Source organism: Paraburkholderia solitsugae, from assembly GCF_013177695.1.
In the GTDB taxonomy this organism is placed as follows: Bacteria; Pseudomonadota; Gammaproteobacteria; order Burkholderiales; family Burkholderiaceae; genus Paraburkholderia; species Paraburkholderia solitsugae.
On the sequence record NZ_WOEY01000041.1, the window covers coordinates 1 to 15,230 of the forward strand.

Consider the following 15,230-nt stretch of genomic DNA (forward strand, 5'->3'; position numbering starts at 1 on the left):
TCAATGGCGAGATCGAGCGGGGTCAGAGGTTGGTTCATGACAACCTCCGCGTCGGACTGTTCACGATTGCTGGCCGTAGCGGAAGGCCGACCTCTCTTAACACCTCCGTTTGCAGCCGAAGATAAACGCATGTGCTTTCCAGCGATCTATGGCCCATCAGGTCGCCAATTACCTTGAGGCCAACGCCGCGGTTCAATAGCCGCATTGCGAAGGCGTGCCGCAGGCTGTATGCAGTACTTCCTTGTAGAGCCAGTCCGCTGGCGCGCATGCACTTCTTATAGATTTCGTTGATCGCGGTGGGGCACAATGCAGTTGCGGGCCTATGCGACCGCAGAAACAAGTCCGTTCTACCGCAGGTAACTGGCCTGCCGAAGTTCAGATAATGTTTGAGTACGCGGGTAGTGTGAACGGACAACGGAAGGAGAAGCTCCGAACTGGTCTTGCGTTGCAGCACGCGCAAGGTCCTTTGCGCCCAGTCGATCGAATCCAGCTGCAATGCGGCAATCTCAGCAGGCCGTAAGCCATAGTGCGCCATCAGATAGAGAATCGTATGGTCGCGGCAGCCAACCATGCTTGACTGATCGATGGAATGCAGTAGCGCGAGCACGTCGCGCCACGGGAGTGCGCGCGGTGGCAGTTCGTCGCGATACGTGCGCGGGGTGTCGATCGTTCCGATGCGCTCGTGGATATAGCCATGGTTGTACAAGAATAAAAGGAACGACCGCAGATGCGCGACCACTTGTTGCAGGCTCTGCCGGCTCATCCGCTCACCCGAATCCGCGACAAAGCGATCCACAGTTGGCATCGACAGTTCCGCAAGGGGAGTTCCCGGGTATACGGCGTTGTTCAAAAAGGCCGTGACCGTACGCATGTGGTTGCTGACAGTCGATGCCGACATGCCGCGTTGATCGACCAGCAAGTCGCGGTATGCATCCAGTAACATCGCGAAGCGCTCGTTGCGGCTCGTGGGCAGCAACTGACCTCGCGTCAAAAGAAAGGTCTCGAAGCGGTGCTGCGTGTGACGGTATGGCTTCACCGCCTGCGGTTCTACGGATGGTACTGCAAACAGCGCCGCGAGGTCCGCAGCCGAAAACTTCGATTCGGCGGTTGCGTTGCCAGCGCACTCAAGTGTCCGTTTCAAATGAAAAAGATGGCCGCGAAGCGTCCTGCCCATATAGCCCTCGTCGACAAGCCATCTGGCGAAGTCCTCAAGCAGACTGCCGGCGGGCGACTGCAGGTAAGACTGATGACCTTTGGGAAAGATTTGTTCAAGCATGATGGGCCTCCATCAACGTCCAACTGGACATCCCACCATACGCCGTTCTAAGTTATGTTGAGTGTTGATCGTGCAATCCATCACGAGTGCTGGACCACAGCAGGAGACTCCACATATCGGAGTGCTTCACATTAGTCGATTGACGTTATGTTCAACGTCAATTGACGAAGCGCAGGGTATGAGTCAGCGCGAGTGGCTATGGCTTGTCGAGCTGCACAGTCTTCTTGAGAAACAGCGAGTCCGTTTGTGTGTATTTTCGATTGCTTCGCTGCAGTTCTTCGATGAACCACTCGGCATGGCACTCGCGGGGGGCGCCCACGTGGCCGCCCGCTTCATGCTCGCATCGGAGCCCTTTCACGGTGTGCGAAGTATTGATGAGCTCGCCTACGTGATGCGTGGCTATGACGACGGTAGCGAATGGCCACCGGGCTCGGGCTGCTCATTCACGGCAGGCTTGGCGCCGCGCCCGTGGGCCGGTGGATTTCGGATGGAGCATCAGGCCGACAGGCTCATGCAGGCGATGAACGAGACATTACCGTCGCACTATGCCGGACCGATGGATTTTCCAATGAAGACCGTGACGCAAGCATGTCGCCATGTTCTTCTTCGCATCGCCAGTGGCGGGAACGTCGAGGCAGGGACCTCGCCCGAAGCGTGGTGTCTGGCTGTGGAGAATTGCGGGCACCGGACACTGATGGCGCTGGTGTCAGCGACTGCGGCTCTTCGCGGCGCGAGTCGCCGGGAGTCAAGTCATGCCTGAACGCCATCTTACTTGGCATCGTGGCAGCGTCTTGCCGTATGCATCGTTGTGGCACACAGTTCTGCGCGCGTGTGCGCTCAACGCGCTCCACCCCGCTGACCTGCCGACCACCGGGGCGCGTCCAGCCCAATCGTTGGATCTGCTCGATAACCAGGCTGGCAAGATCGATGTTGCGGCGCTCGCGCACGCACTCGGCGAGCCGCCAGCCATCTTCGACTGGTCAACTCTTGAGGCCGTGCCAAATCCGCTGCGTGTCGCGCTCGCCGTGCCCCAGCCACGCGTCTGCCTTGCATGTCTGGCGTCGGGCTACCATTCGGCGCTGTTTTCCGTCGCATTGCTCGATGCGTGCCCGATTCATCACACCCCGCTTGTCGGTCGCTGCCACTGCGGCGCACCGTTTGACGCCGCGCTACGGTCTCTTGCCGACTCCCGAAGGGCAGGGAGCTGTCCGTGTGGGCGGCTGCACTTTTTTACGCACGAAACCTGTCGTCGACCGACGATGACGCCAGATATGACGCACGCGCTCACCTCCGTCGTGGCATGGCTGCACTCGTTATCGCAACTCATCCGACCGTCGCGATTGGACCAGGCCCTTTCCCAACACGCGCCTGGCAGTCTCGAGTGGCTGATCACCACCGCGCAATCGCTTGGGATTGCTTATCCCGTGTGCCTTAGACCGAATACGTCCGCGCCGGCTCCCGTTGAGATCGTTGAGTACGGCGCCCCGTCCACGCTTGTGCAGAGCCAGGGTCGTCCGCCGCCGAGTGATGTTCAAGACAATAAAAGAACGTCACTTCGGCAGACGACGTCTGCGCTCGATGTGTACCGCGCGCTAACGCGCCATGTCCGCCGGCATGTCGCGCCCGACGGAGATCGATGGGTATCCCGGTTCATGGACTCGTGCGACCCCCTCGAGATCGCCGAGCGCATTTGCTGTAACAGTAGAGCACAGAGGGCATTCGTCGCCATGCTTTGGGCGCGATCGGTTGAACCGGGCGTTGAACGACGTCGCTGGCCGTACCGACTCCCCACAACCGGATTCAATAACGCGCTTGCTGAGATCGTGGCAGACGATTGTCAGCTCTGCGGCGCGGATAACGCCGACACCAGGACGCGGCACTGGCTGACATGCCATGCAGCCCGCGTGAGTCTCGGCGCGCTATGGCGCGACGCCCAGGCATGCGCTTCGGGCGCTGCCCGACTCAGGCTTGCTACCTGGTACAGCGCGTTACCCGGGACGTCGTGGCGTGACAGCGCATGGCTCGCACTCGCCACCCCTCACGGCGTGCGATTCGTGGCTGAAACCTCAACAATCTTGCCGACGGCCCCGCACGCCAGCAAAACACGGCGGCAGGCGGCACACTCCGCACATGAACTGGCGCGCCGCAACGCGATGTGGGCCACCAGTCAAGGCTCGTGCCTGTCCTGGTCCGACGCAAACAGCTGGCACGTGATTGATGCAATCCCGCCCCTTGACTTCGATGTGCGCCACCGCCGGTTGCTGGGATGGCAAGACGGGCGTCCGTGGTGCTGGCTCTATCGAACGGCGGATGGCCATTTCGTTGCCAGATGGGATCACGCGCCGTTACAGGTGCTGGCAGCGACGCCCGGCGACGCGCTTGCCGCTCTACGGCGCTGTGCGTTGGAATATCAGAGGATCTGCAAGGTCGTTTTACCGTTCGCGCCTTCGTTTTCGACCGTAGCACCCGCGCCGATCGAGACCCGTCCGGCGCTGCACTACCGATTTTCCGTGGGTGCTGCTCGGTGCCAGGACGGATTCTGGCGAGACGCGCGAATACTTGCTGAAGCAGCCCGCAAATATCGAAGCACTTGCGTTTTTGCCGCAACGCGCCGGAGCAAACAGACCATCGACGGTACGGTGACGAGTATTAACAACTTTAGTTGAAATCTATTAACAACTTTAGTTGCGTGAGCGTCCGGTGCGTATCCGGGCCTGTGTCCGCAAACGAAGGGGTCGATAGCTCTGATTAAGCGCCCCTTCATTTGGGCTTGCGGGCAGTTTGTAACATCAAGAGTCCCCCTGTCACTTTTGCTCCTTGAACCGAACGCCGGCGTCCTTGCGCCGTCGACGGCCTTTGCGCCCTGACCAGGATGACACCACGCTTCGATAGCCGAGGCATTTGCAGCCCGCCAACACATTCGCGGTCTTGCGACGAAGCAAAATAGAAGCGTTCTAAAAGTGAAAGTAGCAGCAGCATGTTGGCCAGACACGCGGCAGGTTCGACGTGACGGCGATCTTTCGCTTTCGCCGGATACGAAGTGAAACTTTCAACATCGGTGCCCTGCAACCGTGTCTGGTCCGCGAGCTCCGGGCGGTGCCGGCTGCAACTTTCTTCAATGCAGGGCCACGCGGCCGCGCAGTGACTATTATGTAGACGTGGTCCGTGCTAGCGACACGTGACTACAAACGGGGCAAAGGCGGGGCTGGCGGCAAGACTGGCCGCCCGTCTTTGCTCCGCCAGAGCGGGTCCGCGGCGCGCGACCCGTTTTTTTGCGCTCATCCGATGCACATAGCCCATATATATGCATTCCATTTCGAATGCTAAACCCCAGAGTCGCGCAACTGCATGTGCATCTCGCGTACGCCGGTATCATTAAGCTCGGTGAGCTTGAGATCGATGATAACGAGGCATCGCAGTCGTCGATGAAAAAACAGAAGATCTACGCGGAGCCAGCTTTCACCAATGCGAAGGCGGCGCGCACGAGTGTAAAACGGACGGGTGATCTGTCGATCCAGCTTGCGCAGGCTCCATCCGCCACGAAGGGCTTCAACTTCGTAAAACGCTATTTCGCTTCATGCCTGATTCGCCCCTGCGGTGCCCAGCGGTCACGCCGTCGGCGTGTTCGCCGGCCGGCTCTCAATCCTCCTGCGGCGCGCCAGAGCGCTTTGCCGTCTTCCTGTACGGCAAAATGGCCGCCGGCCTGCGCCGTGCCTTCGTCGAAGCGGCGGACGCCGTCAAGGCGCAGCGGCAGGATTGAGCGCACGACCTGCTTGTATTCGAAGCCCCGTGGGGCGCGACCGGGCGGGTACCCTTATTCGATGGCCTGCAATTCGAGCTGCACCGGCAGCCTGCGTAGCCCGCTGCGCGTCCCGGTCTTGCGCCGCGCACCCGTCGGCGTCGTTGTGGTCTTCACCGCCGTGTTCCCGGCCGCTAAGGGTGGTGCAGTAGCGATCGGGCGATCAGTCTCTGATATCTGACGCGGTGCGGCGCCTGAACCGTTCGACGGCCGGCTATCCGACGCCGCAGACAGCGCCTGCGCGAGCCCGCTGCACGCATGGTCAGCACCGTCACGCACCGCGATCCACCCGCCGGGGCGGAATTCGATATCAATTGTCTGTCGGCAGAACGGGCAGTGCATGGGATTTTCTCGGCAAATTTCGGCGGCCCCAAGATGATGCCTGTTTCCTGACCGTGTTGCCGGTTTGCCGCGCAGGATAACGGCCTGGCAGCGGCCGCCTGAGGGAACTGGAGTCTGCCTGCCGCTGTTCGTCGAAGGGTAGTGGCCACGAACCGGTCGGGACCTGACTGGCATGTGGTTGCACTACTCCTGAACAGTGCATTAGATATTGATAAAAACGGTTACCAATAGTAGTGTCTCGACCCTATCGGTGAGTGGATTCGGGAACAACAAGTGGCACAACTGTCGATCAAAGGGGCTGCAGGCGAAATGAGCTTGCTGATGCAACATGAAGTGGAGACGGGAAGACTCTGTCGTTCATTGACACTGCGCGCCAGCGAGGACGGCAGGAGCGTGCAGCTGGTGGAATGCGACGAGCGAAAGGCTGGAACCCAGCGCGAATACCGGTTCGAGATCACTACGGGCGAACTGATCGCCCTGATTCGCTCGCACGGCAAAGAGGTGCCCGGAGAAAATCAGGGCAATCCTGCATATTCCGGGTCCATCCCGGTAATCACACAGGCGAAAACATGAGCGAGCTTCTTCAAAGCGCCCGCGCGTTACTTCGACGCGGGCAGGTAGAGCGCGAAAGCCTGTCACACCGGTGACGGATTGCAAAGACGCGATTTTGCTAAAGTCAGCGCGCGTTCTGCCGAAAACGTCATCATGAACACACCGAAACCCTCCGACGCTGCGATCATCCATGCCGCGGTACAAACCCTGAAACTCCTCTGCAGGATTCGCGGGATGGAGCCAGACGATCTCGACGATGCGGTGGTCGACAAGCTTCTCTGGAGTTCGTTCGAAGAGTATCCCGGCAGCGGCTCGATTGTCGCCGATACGGCTTTCGCTAGGCGGCCCTAACGGAGGCTTACCGCGACGGCTGATAGTCCGGATACAGTTCCGCGCGTGCGGTTGTTCAATCTGTGACCACTATCTCCATTGCCTGGGGCTTGTCCAGCCGGAATTCGTGAATCCGGCCCGCGCGGACATCGAGTAGCAGGCGGTCTAGCGTCTCCAGTTCCTGTAGCCTCACGTCAGCCTCGCCAACCCGCAGGTTGTCAATCCCACCTGGTGTCGCGCGACGCATCCCAAGCAGATAGGCGACGGCGCTCGCGCGCGTCAAGAAAAAACGTTGCATCCTGGCTGAATCCTCACTTCTGAGGGCAGCATGGTACTGGATGCCCCTGCTCATGTCGAAAGATCGGACCGGACGGGAACGCACCCCACGCGCCGATGCTGACCGACGCAACCAGTTTCCCTGCGTGCAACTGACGGTACTTCTCCAACAGGTCGCCCCCTCCCCGGCTTCGCCACCGCTTGCAAAAAGGTCCGGGAACATCAGCTACAGTGCCCTACACGTGGGTGCACTCGACCTCGTCGGGACTGATGTCATCGCGGCGCCGCTCGTACAGTTGCGTGGTCCGCGTCGATGCGTGATTCGCCATCGCAGCCGCATTCTCGAGCGTGCCACCGTTTTTCAGATGAGCGGTGATGCCGGTCGCGCGGAATGTGTGGTGCCGATCGCCGTGGCGATGCCGGCGGCCAGCGCGCGGCGCCGCACCATCGCATACGCGTTCGCCTGCGGCAGCGTCCGTATGCTTAGCTGCCCGGCGCCCGCGCGCGATCGTACGGAAAAGCGGCCCCTTGCTGTCGTCAGCGATGCCGACGTCGTCGAGCTACTCGTGCAGATACGTTTCAAGCGTGTGATGGCACGGCATCTCGGGCAGTTTGCCGCCACGCAGTCGCACCCAGATGCGCCGGTCCTACACGCAGACGTCGCCCACCCGCATCGCGAGCGCCGCGCCCACCTGTGCGAACGAAAACACCATCAGTGCAATCAGCGGTATGCGTACCGTTCGTGCAATTTCTGGCAGTCGTCGCCCGCAGAGCCCCGTCCAGCAAGGATTTGACGTCCGACAACATTTCCTCGAAACACGAATTCACCAAGCCATTGATAAATAAGCATTTCTAGAGACTAACCGTCAGAAAAGCACGAAAGGAACGAACACCCAAGGCCGGCCGGCGTCCGCACATCGCTGGCGCCGTGTCCTGCCGTTGCCCACAAGATTCCGGGTCTCCGGCGACGACCCGCCTTCGCCGGCCGCGCCGGGCGCCGGCGTTTCTCGACGCGGCGCAGATGGGCCACCAGACGTACCGCACGCCCGTCGGGCAGCGAAACAAAGATAGCTTCGTTTCAGAAGTGAAATTGGCAGCACCGTAGGCTCAAGTCTGGCGACCTGACAGGCACGCGCCGCCTCACGATAGGGCGTGTCGCTCAATCAATCAGCGCGGACTGTTAAGAATACGCATTAAAAATGCGGGGTGCCGCGCTTCGGCTGGCGTCCAAAAGTCTTGTCAGCGGTGTCCGTTGCCCCCATAATAGCGACCAAGTGGACTGGGAGTTCCCGGTCGGCGTCAAAGCCTCGGTGAGTCTCACCGGGGCTTTTCGCTTTCTCGCGACGGGAAAATCTTCAGTCCCCAGTCCTCGTAGCCCTCCCCCAGACGTTCGCGCCCGCCGCTGCAATAGAATTTTCGTTTCAGCACCTCGAATGCGCGGTTCTCCTGCCCCGCGCGAATAACGCTCATCCCGACCGGCCGAGCCACGAGGTCGGCTAGCTGCAGCCCCGGTGAATCGACCTTCTTGTCGGCAAAGATGACGTCGAACGGCAAGGAGATGCCCAGCCGGTTGGCGCCGTCACAGATGCGACGAAACTCAAGCTCGAGCTCGTTATCTTCCTTCTTGCCGCGGCATTCGACGACCACGTGCGTCAGCGCGCCATCCTGATTCTTTTCCTGAAGGAATTCGTAGAGCGTTTCGAGACAGAACCCGAGTGCAAGATGGTAGGGGTTGTTGTCCGCGTCGCCGCGCTCACGAAGCCGGATCTTGTCAATGACACAACTGATCAGGATGAAGTTGCTGAGCTCAATGATGCCGGTCAGCTCGGAGATGAACTGCTGCTTGTGCTCGCGATTGACGAAGAAACGAAAATCTCCTTTCTCCTTCCGGATCTCATGTTCGTGGAGTACCACCAGGTCGTGACCGAAGTGGTTGAACTTGAACTTGTGCAGCGCCGGCACGACCTTTTCGCTGTAATTCCGCTTGTAGAACACACAGAAAGCCAGCACGAACACCGGATAGTTGGCATCCAGTGTCTGCATGCCGTGATCACCACTCTCATCCACGTAGACGACGAAATTGCTGTATTTGCCCGGCACCGACGTCTCGCCAGCGTCATCGTCCGCGTCATGTTGCGGCTCATCGTTAAACAGCGAAAATTGCTGCGGCATCGGCGTTGGATCGTTGCTCATGCGTTGGTTTCGCTCCCTTGGTCGTCATCGCGCCGTTCGCCGGATTCTCCACGCGACCGCGGCAACTATCGGTGGTGTTTTGGCACGTACCGCCGGGATCCTGTTCCCGGTCCGGCGAGGCGACTATTTTACTGTCGACCGATGCGCATCCGCTTTCCCGCACGGGATGTCGGTCGGCCAGGCCCTCATGCACATGACGGCATGGAGCCCGGGGCGTCGCTCGCAGTGTGCTCAGAACAGTTGCGCGTCCTGGCAGCCTTATTACCGCCATCTTCTGCGCAAAACGCTAGCCTTTATTAGCTCGCCTCATCGGGCAATGCGCTGCCAAAGAGGTCTGAAATCGCGTCGCTCGCCTGTTGCCGCGACGGCATCGTGCCGCTGCGGACCCGCGAGAGAACATCCGGTGGCAGCCAGGCATCCTCCATCGCGCCAATGCCGCCCTCGATCATCTGCTGCAGGAAAAACGACTGCCTCCGTCCCGTTAATTCTGCCAATAGTCGCAACCTGTGCTCGATCTGTGGGTTGACGCGTACCGCGACCACCTTCAGCTTGTTTTCGGCGGTCCGTTTCACCGCATACTCCTGTCGTGTTCTTCGTGCCGCAAACGGGCGCGTTCGTGCGGTGCTTCTACCATGGTGAATCGCGCTTCGCAACGCCATTTCGAGGACGGGGCTCCTGTATCCGGCTGCCTGCACTGCCACACCTGAAGGAAGAACGATGACCGTAATGTCGAAACTGGGCGCGATGCCAAAGGTGCGGTCTTCAACCGTCGAATTTACCGGCTACCCCTCGGGCGCGACCTGGCGATCTGGTCCAGGCAGTGTTCCCCGGCATCGTCGGGTTCTGCGACGACACGCTTAGAAACGCACGGCCGTCGCAGTTCCTGGTTTCGACGACAAGCCCGCAGTAAACGAAGAGTACGGCTCTCCCGCTGATCCCGGGTACGCGCGGATGACGAATCGACGACCTGCCAGGGCATACGCGCGAGGGTAACGACGGAGGGAACCTCTTCCTGCGCACCTCAGGAAGCACGACGTGCGCCCGCCCCCTGCTCCATGGCTAGCGGTTAGCCTCGGGCAACGTGTGAGGTCCTTCCCGGTCGACAATCCGGTAGCCAGGGGCACAAAGGCGGTGGCACAGCGACGTGCGACAGGACACCGCCTTTGCGCCCCTCACCGGTGCTGCACTTTCCGTGTCGCCATATACGCGTCGAACAGGCCCGCATGCAGGCGCCTGAGTTCCTGGCGCAGCGCGATGAGTGCGTGCTGGTCGCCTTCGTGCTCCCGGCGCAGGACCTCACCCAGCAGGACCATGGCCCGCGAGGCCGCCTGGTCACGCTGCACGCGCGCCTCCTCCAGCCGGCCCGCGAGCGCCGGCTTGACCACCAGCAGCCAGGCCGGGAACCAGGCGTAATCGTCGGGCTCGCCCGAGCCGAAGAACTCCGCATCGAAGCGCTGGTGTAGCGCGTCAAGCGACGCGTCGCCCAGTCCGGGCAGCAACGCCAGGAATCGGGCGGGTGCCAGCCACGCCAGTTCAGCGAGCAGTGGCCATGCGGCATCCAGCCCATCCGCCCGGTAGCGCGCCTCGGCCATCCACATGAGCGGCACCGGGATGCGCCACCAGGATTCAATGCCCTCGACGGATTCGCGCGCGGCCGTCCAGTCGTGGGCCAGAAGCCACAGGGGCGCGGCATGGCTGTCGGCTTCGGCGCCGCGAAAGGCGAGGGTTCCGGCCCGCCGGGCGAGTGATCGCCAGCACGGTGCGAGCCACGGCTGGATCGCATGCACGGGTAACACCCGCCGGGCGGCGGGCATGACCTCGACCTCGAGGTAGCGGCGCGCGATGGCCAGCGCCGCGTGATCAGCAAAGGACGCTGTCGATCCGCGCCCGAGTTCGCAAACCAGCACGGTCATTGCGGACAGCGCACCGTCGTCCGGGTATTCGCCGGCCAGCAGTTCCAGTGCTGTTTGCGCGGCCGCCGCATCGCGCCGCTGCAGCGGCTCCAGCACGTCGTTGCGCAACATCAGGTCACGGCTGTCGGCGAAGATGTCGAGCTGCTGCATGGTCATCTCATTCAGAAGAGCTGATCGTGAAGAGCGGTCAGACTAGCCCATTTCACCGTGCTGCGGAAGGTGCGGCCGTCCTCGTCCACCGACTCGATGATCACGCGCTGGCCGCTCGCTTCGGCGAACACCCGCACGGTCCGCTCGTTATAGTGCATCAGTGCGCCGATCGGCGGACAGGTCCGGGCTTTGCGCCCTTTCCGCTGGCGTTTTTTTCGTTCCATCAGGCCTACCCGCGCTTGCGGCGCCCCGCGGTCTTGCTGGCCACCGCCGGTGCCGCCGGTGCCGCTGGTGCCGCTGGTGCCTTAAGCGACGTGCCCGGCGTCCGCAAGGGACGCGTCGCCGCCGGGCGTGCTGCGGTTGGGCGTGCACGGGCGGCCTTCTCGCGGACCGGCCGGGCTTCCGCCTGACGCAATACCGCGAGCTGCTCCTGCAGCGTCACGTTCGTGGCCTGCACCGCATCCAGCCGCCCCTCCAGCACGCCAGCCTGATGGCGTGCGTCACCGAGCTGCGCCTGCAGCGCTTCGGCCACGCGGCGATGATCCGCCTCGCGTTTTTCTGCCCGCTTCGTGGCCTCGTCCAGCTCCTTCTGCACCTTCGTCGCGCTACTACGCTCGCGGTCGATCTCCAGCAGCGCGCGCTTTTCGGACGCCCTGAGCCGCTCCTCTGCGCGCTCGGCCGCTTCCCGCTGGCTGGCAAGATCGCGCGAGAACCCTTCCCTCTCCTCCACCAGCTCGCGCTCACGCGCCGCCAGCGCCGCGCGGATCCGCCCAAGGTCTGCTGCCAGCGCCTGGCGCTGCGCGTGGCCTTCAGCCTGCGCCCGTTCCAGTTCGCGGACCTCGACCTGCGCGGCCAGCAGTGCCGCGGTGCGCTGCTCGAGCGCGGTCTCGGTGCGACCCAGCTCGTCCCGCGCGGCGATGACCGCCTGCTGCGCCTCGACGCGCTGCGCCTCGACCTCGTCGCGCAGCGCGTCGAGCGCGGCCTCCGCTGAGGCGGTCGCGCGCGTCCACAGGGTGGCCACCAGCTCGCCCGCGGCCGCACCAAGATCGGCGGGCAGGTCGGGATGCTCGATGCGCACCCGGCTTTTCTCGCGCAACTCCGTCCAGAACTCGCCGAGCACGGCAGCGGGCGTGCCCATGCTGCCACGGCGGACCAGCTGGTACAGCCGGTTGGCGGTCGGCGTGATGCCGTAACGGAAGAACAGCAGCGCGCACACCTCGCGGTACAGCTCGCGGGTTTTCGGATGCGCGGCTTTCAGCCGGTCGATTTCGGCGGCGAGGCGCGTCTCGTCAGGCGGGACAGCGGGCTGGGCGTCAGACATGGACAGAAGACCGAACTAGGTGGCATGAATAATACAACGTAAAACGTTATATATACAACGAACATGGTGCTTTACACGACATTAGGCCCATAATGTCGTGTATGTGGCCGGGAGTGCCGGCCGTCACCGTGTCACACCCGCCGGAGCCGCCCGAACCGTGTCAGCCACCCAGATCGCGTCCGTGCAGCCTGTCGAGACCCTCGTCATTCCGGAACGTCTGGACGGTCGCGACGGCACCAACCGGGGCGACGCCGGGCATTCGCAACTGTCGGCCCGCAATGACCTCGATGCGGTGCGCGCGTGGCTGGCCAACTACGCCGACACGAAGACCACCTTCGATAACTACCGCAAGGAGGCCGAGCGGCTGCTGCTGTGGGCCGTCGTGCAACTCGGCAAGCCGCTGTCGTCGCTCACGCACGAGGATCTGCTGCTGTTCAGGGTGTTTCTCGTCAACCCGCAGCCCGAAAACCGCTGGGTGTCGGCCAGCGGCGGCAAATACGCGCGCGGCGACGCACGCTGGCGCCCATTCAACGGACCGCTGTCACCGGCCAGCCAGCGGCAGGCACTGATCATCCTGAACGGCATGTTCACCTGGCTGGTCGATGCTGGCTACCTGCGCGGCAACCCGATGGCGTTGCTGCGCCAGCGTGGAAAACGCGCGGCGCCGCGGGTCACGCGTTACCTGTCGATTTCACTGTGGGATGAGGTCAAAGGCTTTGTCGGGCAGTTACCGCAGGACACCGGGCTGCAGAAGGCGTACTCCGCGCGCTGCCGGTGGCTCACTACCCTCTTCTACCTGCAGGGCATGCGCGTTTCCGAGGTCGCCACCGGAACGATGGGCGACTTCTCGCGCCGGCTCGGCGCCGACGGACGCGAGCAGTGGTGGCTCCAAATCCTCGGCAAGGGTGACCGGGAACGGATCGTCCCCGCGTCGCCCGAACTGATCGCCGAACTGGCCCGCTACCGGCAGGCGAACGGTCTCCCGCCGCTTCCGGGTCGCACCGACGACGCGCCGCTGGTCATCCCGTTCCGGGGAAAAAGCCGCTGCATGTCGCGCTCAGCCGTGCACGATGCGATCAAAAGCGTATTCGGCTGCGCCGCCGCGTGGCTGCGCGCCCGCGGACCTGAATTCAAGGATCGCGCAAATGAACTGGACCGCGCCTCGGCGCACTGGCTGCGACACACTTCGGGCTCACACCAGGCCGACGGCGGTGTCGACCTGCGCACGGTGCGCGACAATCTCGGCCATGTGTCGCTGAACACCACGAGCCTTTATCTGCACGAGGAAGAGGACAAACGCCATCGCGAAACGGTGAAACGCCACCGCATGAACTGGGAGACGCCGCCGGCTGCAGAGCCCGGTCCGGCGAAGCACGACCCATGAACCCGAACCCGGACGGACGGCCCAGGCGATCGCGTTGACCCACAGGCCGACGGCCGCCTGGCGCGCGAACGGCCGCGACCTGTCCAGCCAGGAATCAGGTACTCACGGGAATGGGAGAACGGGACGTCCCGGCCAGGAACACCCGGAGCTTCTGCTCCGCCGCGAGTACTTCGTGCAGCGGAGCACTCGCGAGCTGCGAGTCGTAGAGAGCAAGAAGCACCTCGAAGGCGGCGATCGCCTCTTCCGGAAGCCGCCATTCGCCACACGCGTGAGCACGCGCCAATGTCGCCTCGACGGCGTATTCGACGAGCCTGAACTCTTCGACCGGGCAGATGCCATATCCGGCCCGCTGCAGGAACCAGCCCAGGTACACCGCGCGCATCAATTCATTGATGAGGTGTCCGTTGCCGTGACCGCTACGGCACGCGACCAGTGCAAGGTGATTCGCGAGGGATTGTTTGTTTGCCGACGCGCGATCCATCGGCAACAGAAGCGCTCTGGTGAGCGGTATGTGGCCCCGCGCACTGCGGGGCCTGTTTCGTCTGGAAGACACGGATTCGAAGTCGCAGGGAACGTTTTTAACACGGGCGGATTATAGCTGGACTATTCGCGGGGATTTTCTGCTGCCAATAGCCGCTACGCGCCGTGTCCGCAATCAGCATCCGCAAGTTCCTCTTCGCTCACGTTCCCATTCAACAGAAAGAACCATCGCCAGTATCGGATGCCCGCCCAGGTTGCAGGGTACGGGCCTCTTGTTCATGAGCCCCCTCGCTTCCTTGTGGACCGCGGTTTGGTGTGTTCGTGCCGCAGAAAACGCGCGACGGTTAGTTGCATCCACCTGTTTTGATCCGGGCACCAAAAGGTGAGCCATTTCGGGAGACCAATGGGCTAACTCTCTCTGAGCCAGCATCGTTTCAATCAACCTGGTCGCGGCAGGTGATCAGCTGCGGTACTCACTCGAACGACAAGTAACAAGGCAGGCCTCCCGCGCCAGCGTTCGCCCGGGAGCTATCGGCGGTAGTCGGACCCGAAGCCGCCGATCGGACGAGATTTACAACAGTCCATTCCAAGGCCACCAGTCAATCGCCAATGAGGTTTCGAATGGCCGTCTGGCAAATCTGCCGCACCTTTACCCAGTTACCGATCTTTCCCCGTCGACTTCGGTGTAGTGCGGACCAGGGCTTTGCACCCTCTTTCGCCATTTGCTTTGTCAAGGCGTAAACGTTAGCGAATATCCTCATCTTGCAACGCAGCGACTGTCGCATGTAACGGGCTGGACTCCCGCAGCGAGAGCCATGCGTGCGCAGTCGATCAGCGAACGAGCGCACGTGGTATCGTGCGACGCGTCGCGCAGTCAGAATGCGTTTTCAACGTAAAACCAATGCGCCATTATTGACGACCTTACAAAAGAATGTTCACGCCTCCCTTCGCGACGTGCGAGCCGCCGTCCGGCAATCAAGCAAATCCCCGCGAGCTTCTCAAAACCGTTGTCGCAGCATCGCTTGTGACTGGCCTCGAAATGTTCGATTTCACCGTTTTCGGATTCTTCGCGGTGATGATCGGAGAGCGGTTCTTCCCAGCGAACGATCCGATGACTTCATTGCTGTGGGCCGTCGGTACATTCGGCGTCGGCTTTTTCATGCGACCTGTTGGCGCGATGATCATCGGCGCTTACGCGGACCGCGTGGGACGCC

At 62.2% G+C, this 15,230-nt stretch carries 16 protein-coding genes and 3 pseudogenes; 7 read left to right on the plus strand and 12 right to left on the minus strand.

Annotated elements, in window-relative coordinates; genetic code table 11:
- Positions 1-34: 34 nt before the first annotated feature.
- Complete coding sequence (locus tag GNZ12_RS10685; protein ID WP_172310317.1) at positions 35-1,276, minus strand: tyrosine-type recombinase/integrase; 1,242 nt, start codon at positions 1,274-1,276, stop codon at positions 35-37.
- A gap of 178 nt (positions 1,277-1,454) precedes the next feature.
- Here GNZ12_RS10685 and GNZ12_RS10690 point away from each other — a divergent pair, with 178 nt between their 5' ends.
- Positions 1,455-2,036, plus strand: a complete 582-nt coding sequence (locus tag GNZ12_RS10690) for a hypothetical protein (protein ID WP_172310318.1) — start codon at positions 1,455-1,457, stop codon at positions 2,034-2,036.
- Between the two features lie 1,294 nt (positions 2,037-3,330).
- On the plus strand, positions 3,331-3,942 hold the full coding sequence (locus tag GNZ12_RS43915) for a hypothetical protein (RefSeq protein WP_216673171.1): 612 nt from the start codon (positions 3,331-3,333) through the stop codon (positions 3,940-3,942).
- Between the two features lie 94 nt (positions 3,943-4,036).
- Here the strand turns inward: GNZ12_RS43915 and GNZ12_RS10700 are convergent, their stop codons facing one another.
- Positions 4,037-4,345, minus strand: a complete 309-nt coding sequence (locus tag GNZ12_RS10700; protein ID WP_172310319.1) for a hypothetical protein — start codon at positions 4,343-4,345, stop codon at positions 4,037-4,039.
- A gap of 278 nt (positions 4,346-4,623) precedes the next feature.
- Positions 4,624-4,839: pseudogene (locus GNZ12_RS10705) on the minus strand (PDDEXK nuclease domain-containing protein); the annotation flags it as partial.
- 14 nt (positions 4,840-4,853) lie between these two features.
- On the opposite strand from GNZ12_RS10705, the gene GNZ12_RS10710 reads away from it, so the two are divergent.
- Entirely contained in the window at positions 4,854-5,036 is a 183-nt protein-coding gene (locus GNZ12_RS10710; RefSeq protein ID WP_172310320.1) for a hypothetical protein, read from the plus strand.
- Between the two features lie 54 nt (positions 5,037-5,090).
- Here the strand turns inward: GNZ12_RS10710 and GNZ12_RS10715 are convergent, their stop codons facing one another.
- Positions 5,091-5,417, minus strand: a complete 327-nt coding sequence (locus GNZ12_RS10715; RefSeq protein WP_172310321.1) for a hypothetical protein — start codon at positions 5,415-5,417, stop codon at positions 5,091-5,093.
- A gap of 309 nt (positions 5,418-5,726) precedes the next feature.
- Between GNZ12_RS10715 and GNZ12_RS10720 the strand changes: the two genes are divergently transcribed.
- Complete coding sequence (locus GNZ12_RS10720) at positions 5,727-5,990, plus strand: hypothetical protein (protein WP_407947690.1); 264 nt, start codon at positions 5,727-5,729, stop codon at positions 5,988-5,990.
- Positions 5,991-6,122: 132 nt separating this feature from the next.
- A complete protein-coding gene (locus GNZ12_RS10725) occupies positions 6,123-6,320 on the plus strand; it encodes a hypothetical protein (RefSeq protein WP_172310322.1) in 198 nt (65 codons plus the stop codon).
- A 55-nt stretch (positions 6,321-6,375) separates the two neighbouring features.
- Here GNZ12_RS10725 and GNZ12_RS10730 read toward each other — a convergent pair whose 3' ends face one another.
- The 7 genes and pseudogenes from GNZ12_RS10730 to GNZ12_RS10760 form a co-directional block, all read right to left on the minus strand.
- Positions 6,376-6,597 (minus strand): hypothetical protein, encoded by a 222-nt coding sequence (locus GNZ12_RS10730; RefSeq protein ID WP_172310323.1) that lies wholly within the window; start codon positions 6,595-6,597, stop codon positions 6,376-6,378.
- A gap of 214 nt (positions 6,598-6,811) precedes the next feature.
- Positions 6,812-7,300, minus strand: a pseudogene (locus GNZ12_RS44285) (tyrosine-type recombinase/integrase); the annotation flags it as partial.
- Between the two features lie 592 nt (positions 7,301-7,892).
- Entirely contained in the window at positions 7,893-8,747 is an 855-nt protein-coding gene (locus tag GNZ12_RS10740) for a DUF3800 domain-containing protein (RefSeq protein WP_235993679.1), read from the minus strand.
- 317 nt (positions 8,748-9,064) lie between these two features.
- A complete protein-coding gene (locus GNZ12_RS10745) occupies positions 9,065-9,340 on the minus strand; it encodes a hypothetical protein (protein ID WP_172310326.1) in 276 nt (91 codons plus the stop codon).
- Positions 9,341-9,940: 600 nt separating this feature from the next.
- Positions 9,941-10,831 carry a hypothetical protein gene (locus tag GNZ12_RS10750; protein WP_235993680.1) on the minus strand — a complete coding sequence of 297 codons (891 nt, stop codon included), beginning with the start codon at positions 10,829-10,831 and terminating at the stop codon, positions 9,941-9,943.
- 11 nt (positions 10,832-10,842) lie between these two features.
- A complete protein-coding gene (locus tag GNZ12_RS10755; RefSeq protein WP_172310316.1) occupies positions 10,843-11,055 on the minus strand; it encodes a hypothetical protein in 213 nt (70 codons plus the stop codon).
- Positions 11,056-11,060: 5 nt separating this feature from the next.
- Positions 11,061-12,152, minus strand: a complete 1,092-nt coding sequence (locus tag GNZ12_RS10760) for a DNA-binding protein (RefSeq protein WP_172310328.1) — start codon at positions 12,150-12,152, stop codon at positions 11,061-11,063.
- A 157-nt stretch (positions 12,153-12,309) separates the two neighbouring features.
- Between GNZ12_RS10760 and GNZ12_RS10765 the strand changes: the two genes are divergently transcribed.
- Positions 12,310-13,536 carry a tyrosine-type recombinase/integrase gene (locus GNZ12_RS10765; RefSeq protein ID WP_172310329.1) on the plus strand — a complete coding sequence of 409 codons (1,227 nt, stop codon included), beginning with the start codon at positions 12,310-12,312 and terminating at the stop codon, positions 13,534-13,536.
- A 94-nt stretch (positions 13,537-13,630) separates the two neighbouring features.
- Here the strand turns inward: GNZ12_RS10765 and GNZ12_RS10770 are convergent, their stop codons facing one another.
- Positions 13,631-14,017, minus strand: a complete 387-nt coding sequence (locus GNZ12_RS10770; protein WP_235993681.1) for a hypothetical protein — start codon at positions 14,015-14,017, stop codon at positions 13,631-13,633.
- Between the two features lie 930 nt (positions 14,018-14,947).
- On the opposite strand from GNZ12_RS10770, the pseudogene GNZ12_RS43920 reads away from it, so the two are divergent.
- Positions 14,948-15,230, plus strand: a pseudogene (locus GNZ12_RS43920) (MFS transporter); the annotation flags it as partial.

Coding starts and splice junctions, on each gene's coding strand:
- GNZ12_RS10760 (WP_172310328.1), bottom strand. CDS start 12,152: ATGTCTGACGCCCAGCCCGCTGTCCCGCCTGACGAGACGCGCCTCGCC.
- GNZ12_RS10715 (WP_172310321.1), bottom strand. CDS start 5,417: ATGCACTGCCCGTTCTGCCGACAGACAATTGATATCGAATTCCGCCCC.
- GNZ12_RS10690 (WP_172310318.1), top strand. CDS start 1,455: ATGAGTCAGCGCGAGTGGCTATGGCTTGTCGAGCTGCACAGTCTTCTT.
- GNZ12_RS10710 (WP_172310320.1), top strand. CDS start 4,854: ATGCCTGATTCGCCCCTGCGGTGCCCAGCGGTCACGCCGTCGGCGTGT.
- GNZ12_RS10770 (WP_235993681.1), bottom strand. CDS start 14,017: ATGGATCGCGCGTCGGCAAACAAACAATCCCTCGCGAATCACCTTGCA.
- GNZ12_RS10725 (WP_172310322.1), top strand. CDS start 6,123: ATGAACACACCGAAACCCTCCGACGCTGCGATCATCCATGCCGCGGTA.
- GNZ12_RS10750 (WP_235993680.1), bottom strand. CDS start 10,831: ATGCAGCAGCTCGACATCTTCGCCGACAGCCGTGACCTGATGTTGCGC.
- GNZ12_RS10730 (WP_172310323.1), bottom strand. CDS start 6,597: ATGCAACGTTTTTTCTTGACGCGCGCGAGCGCCGTCGCCTATCTGCTT.
- GNZ12_RS10685 (WP_172310317.1), bottom strand. CDS start 1,276: ATGCTTGAACAAATCTTTCCCAAAGGTCATCAGTCTTACCTGCAGTCG.
- GNZ12_RS10720 (WP_407947690.1), top strand. CDS start 5,727: ATGAGCTTGCTGATGCAACATGAAGTGGAGACGGGAAGACTCTGTCGT.
- GNZ12_RS10755 (WP_172310316.1), bottom strand. CDS start 11,055: ATGGAACGAAAAAAACGCCAGCGGAAAGGGCGCAAAGCCCGGACCTGT.
- GNZ12_RS10740 (WP_235993679.1), bottom strand. CDS start 8,747: ATGCCGCAGCAATTTTCGCTGTTTAACGATGAGCCGCAACATGACGCG.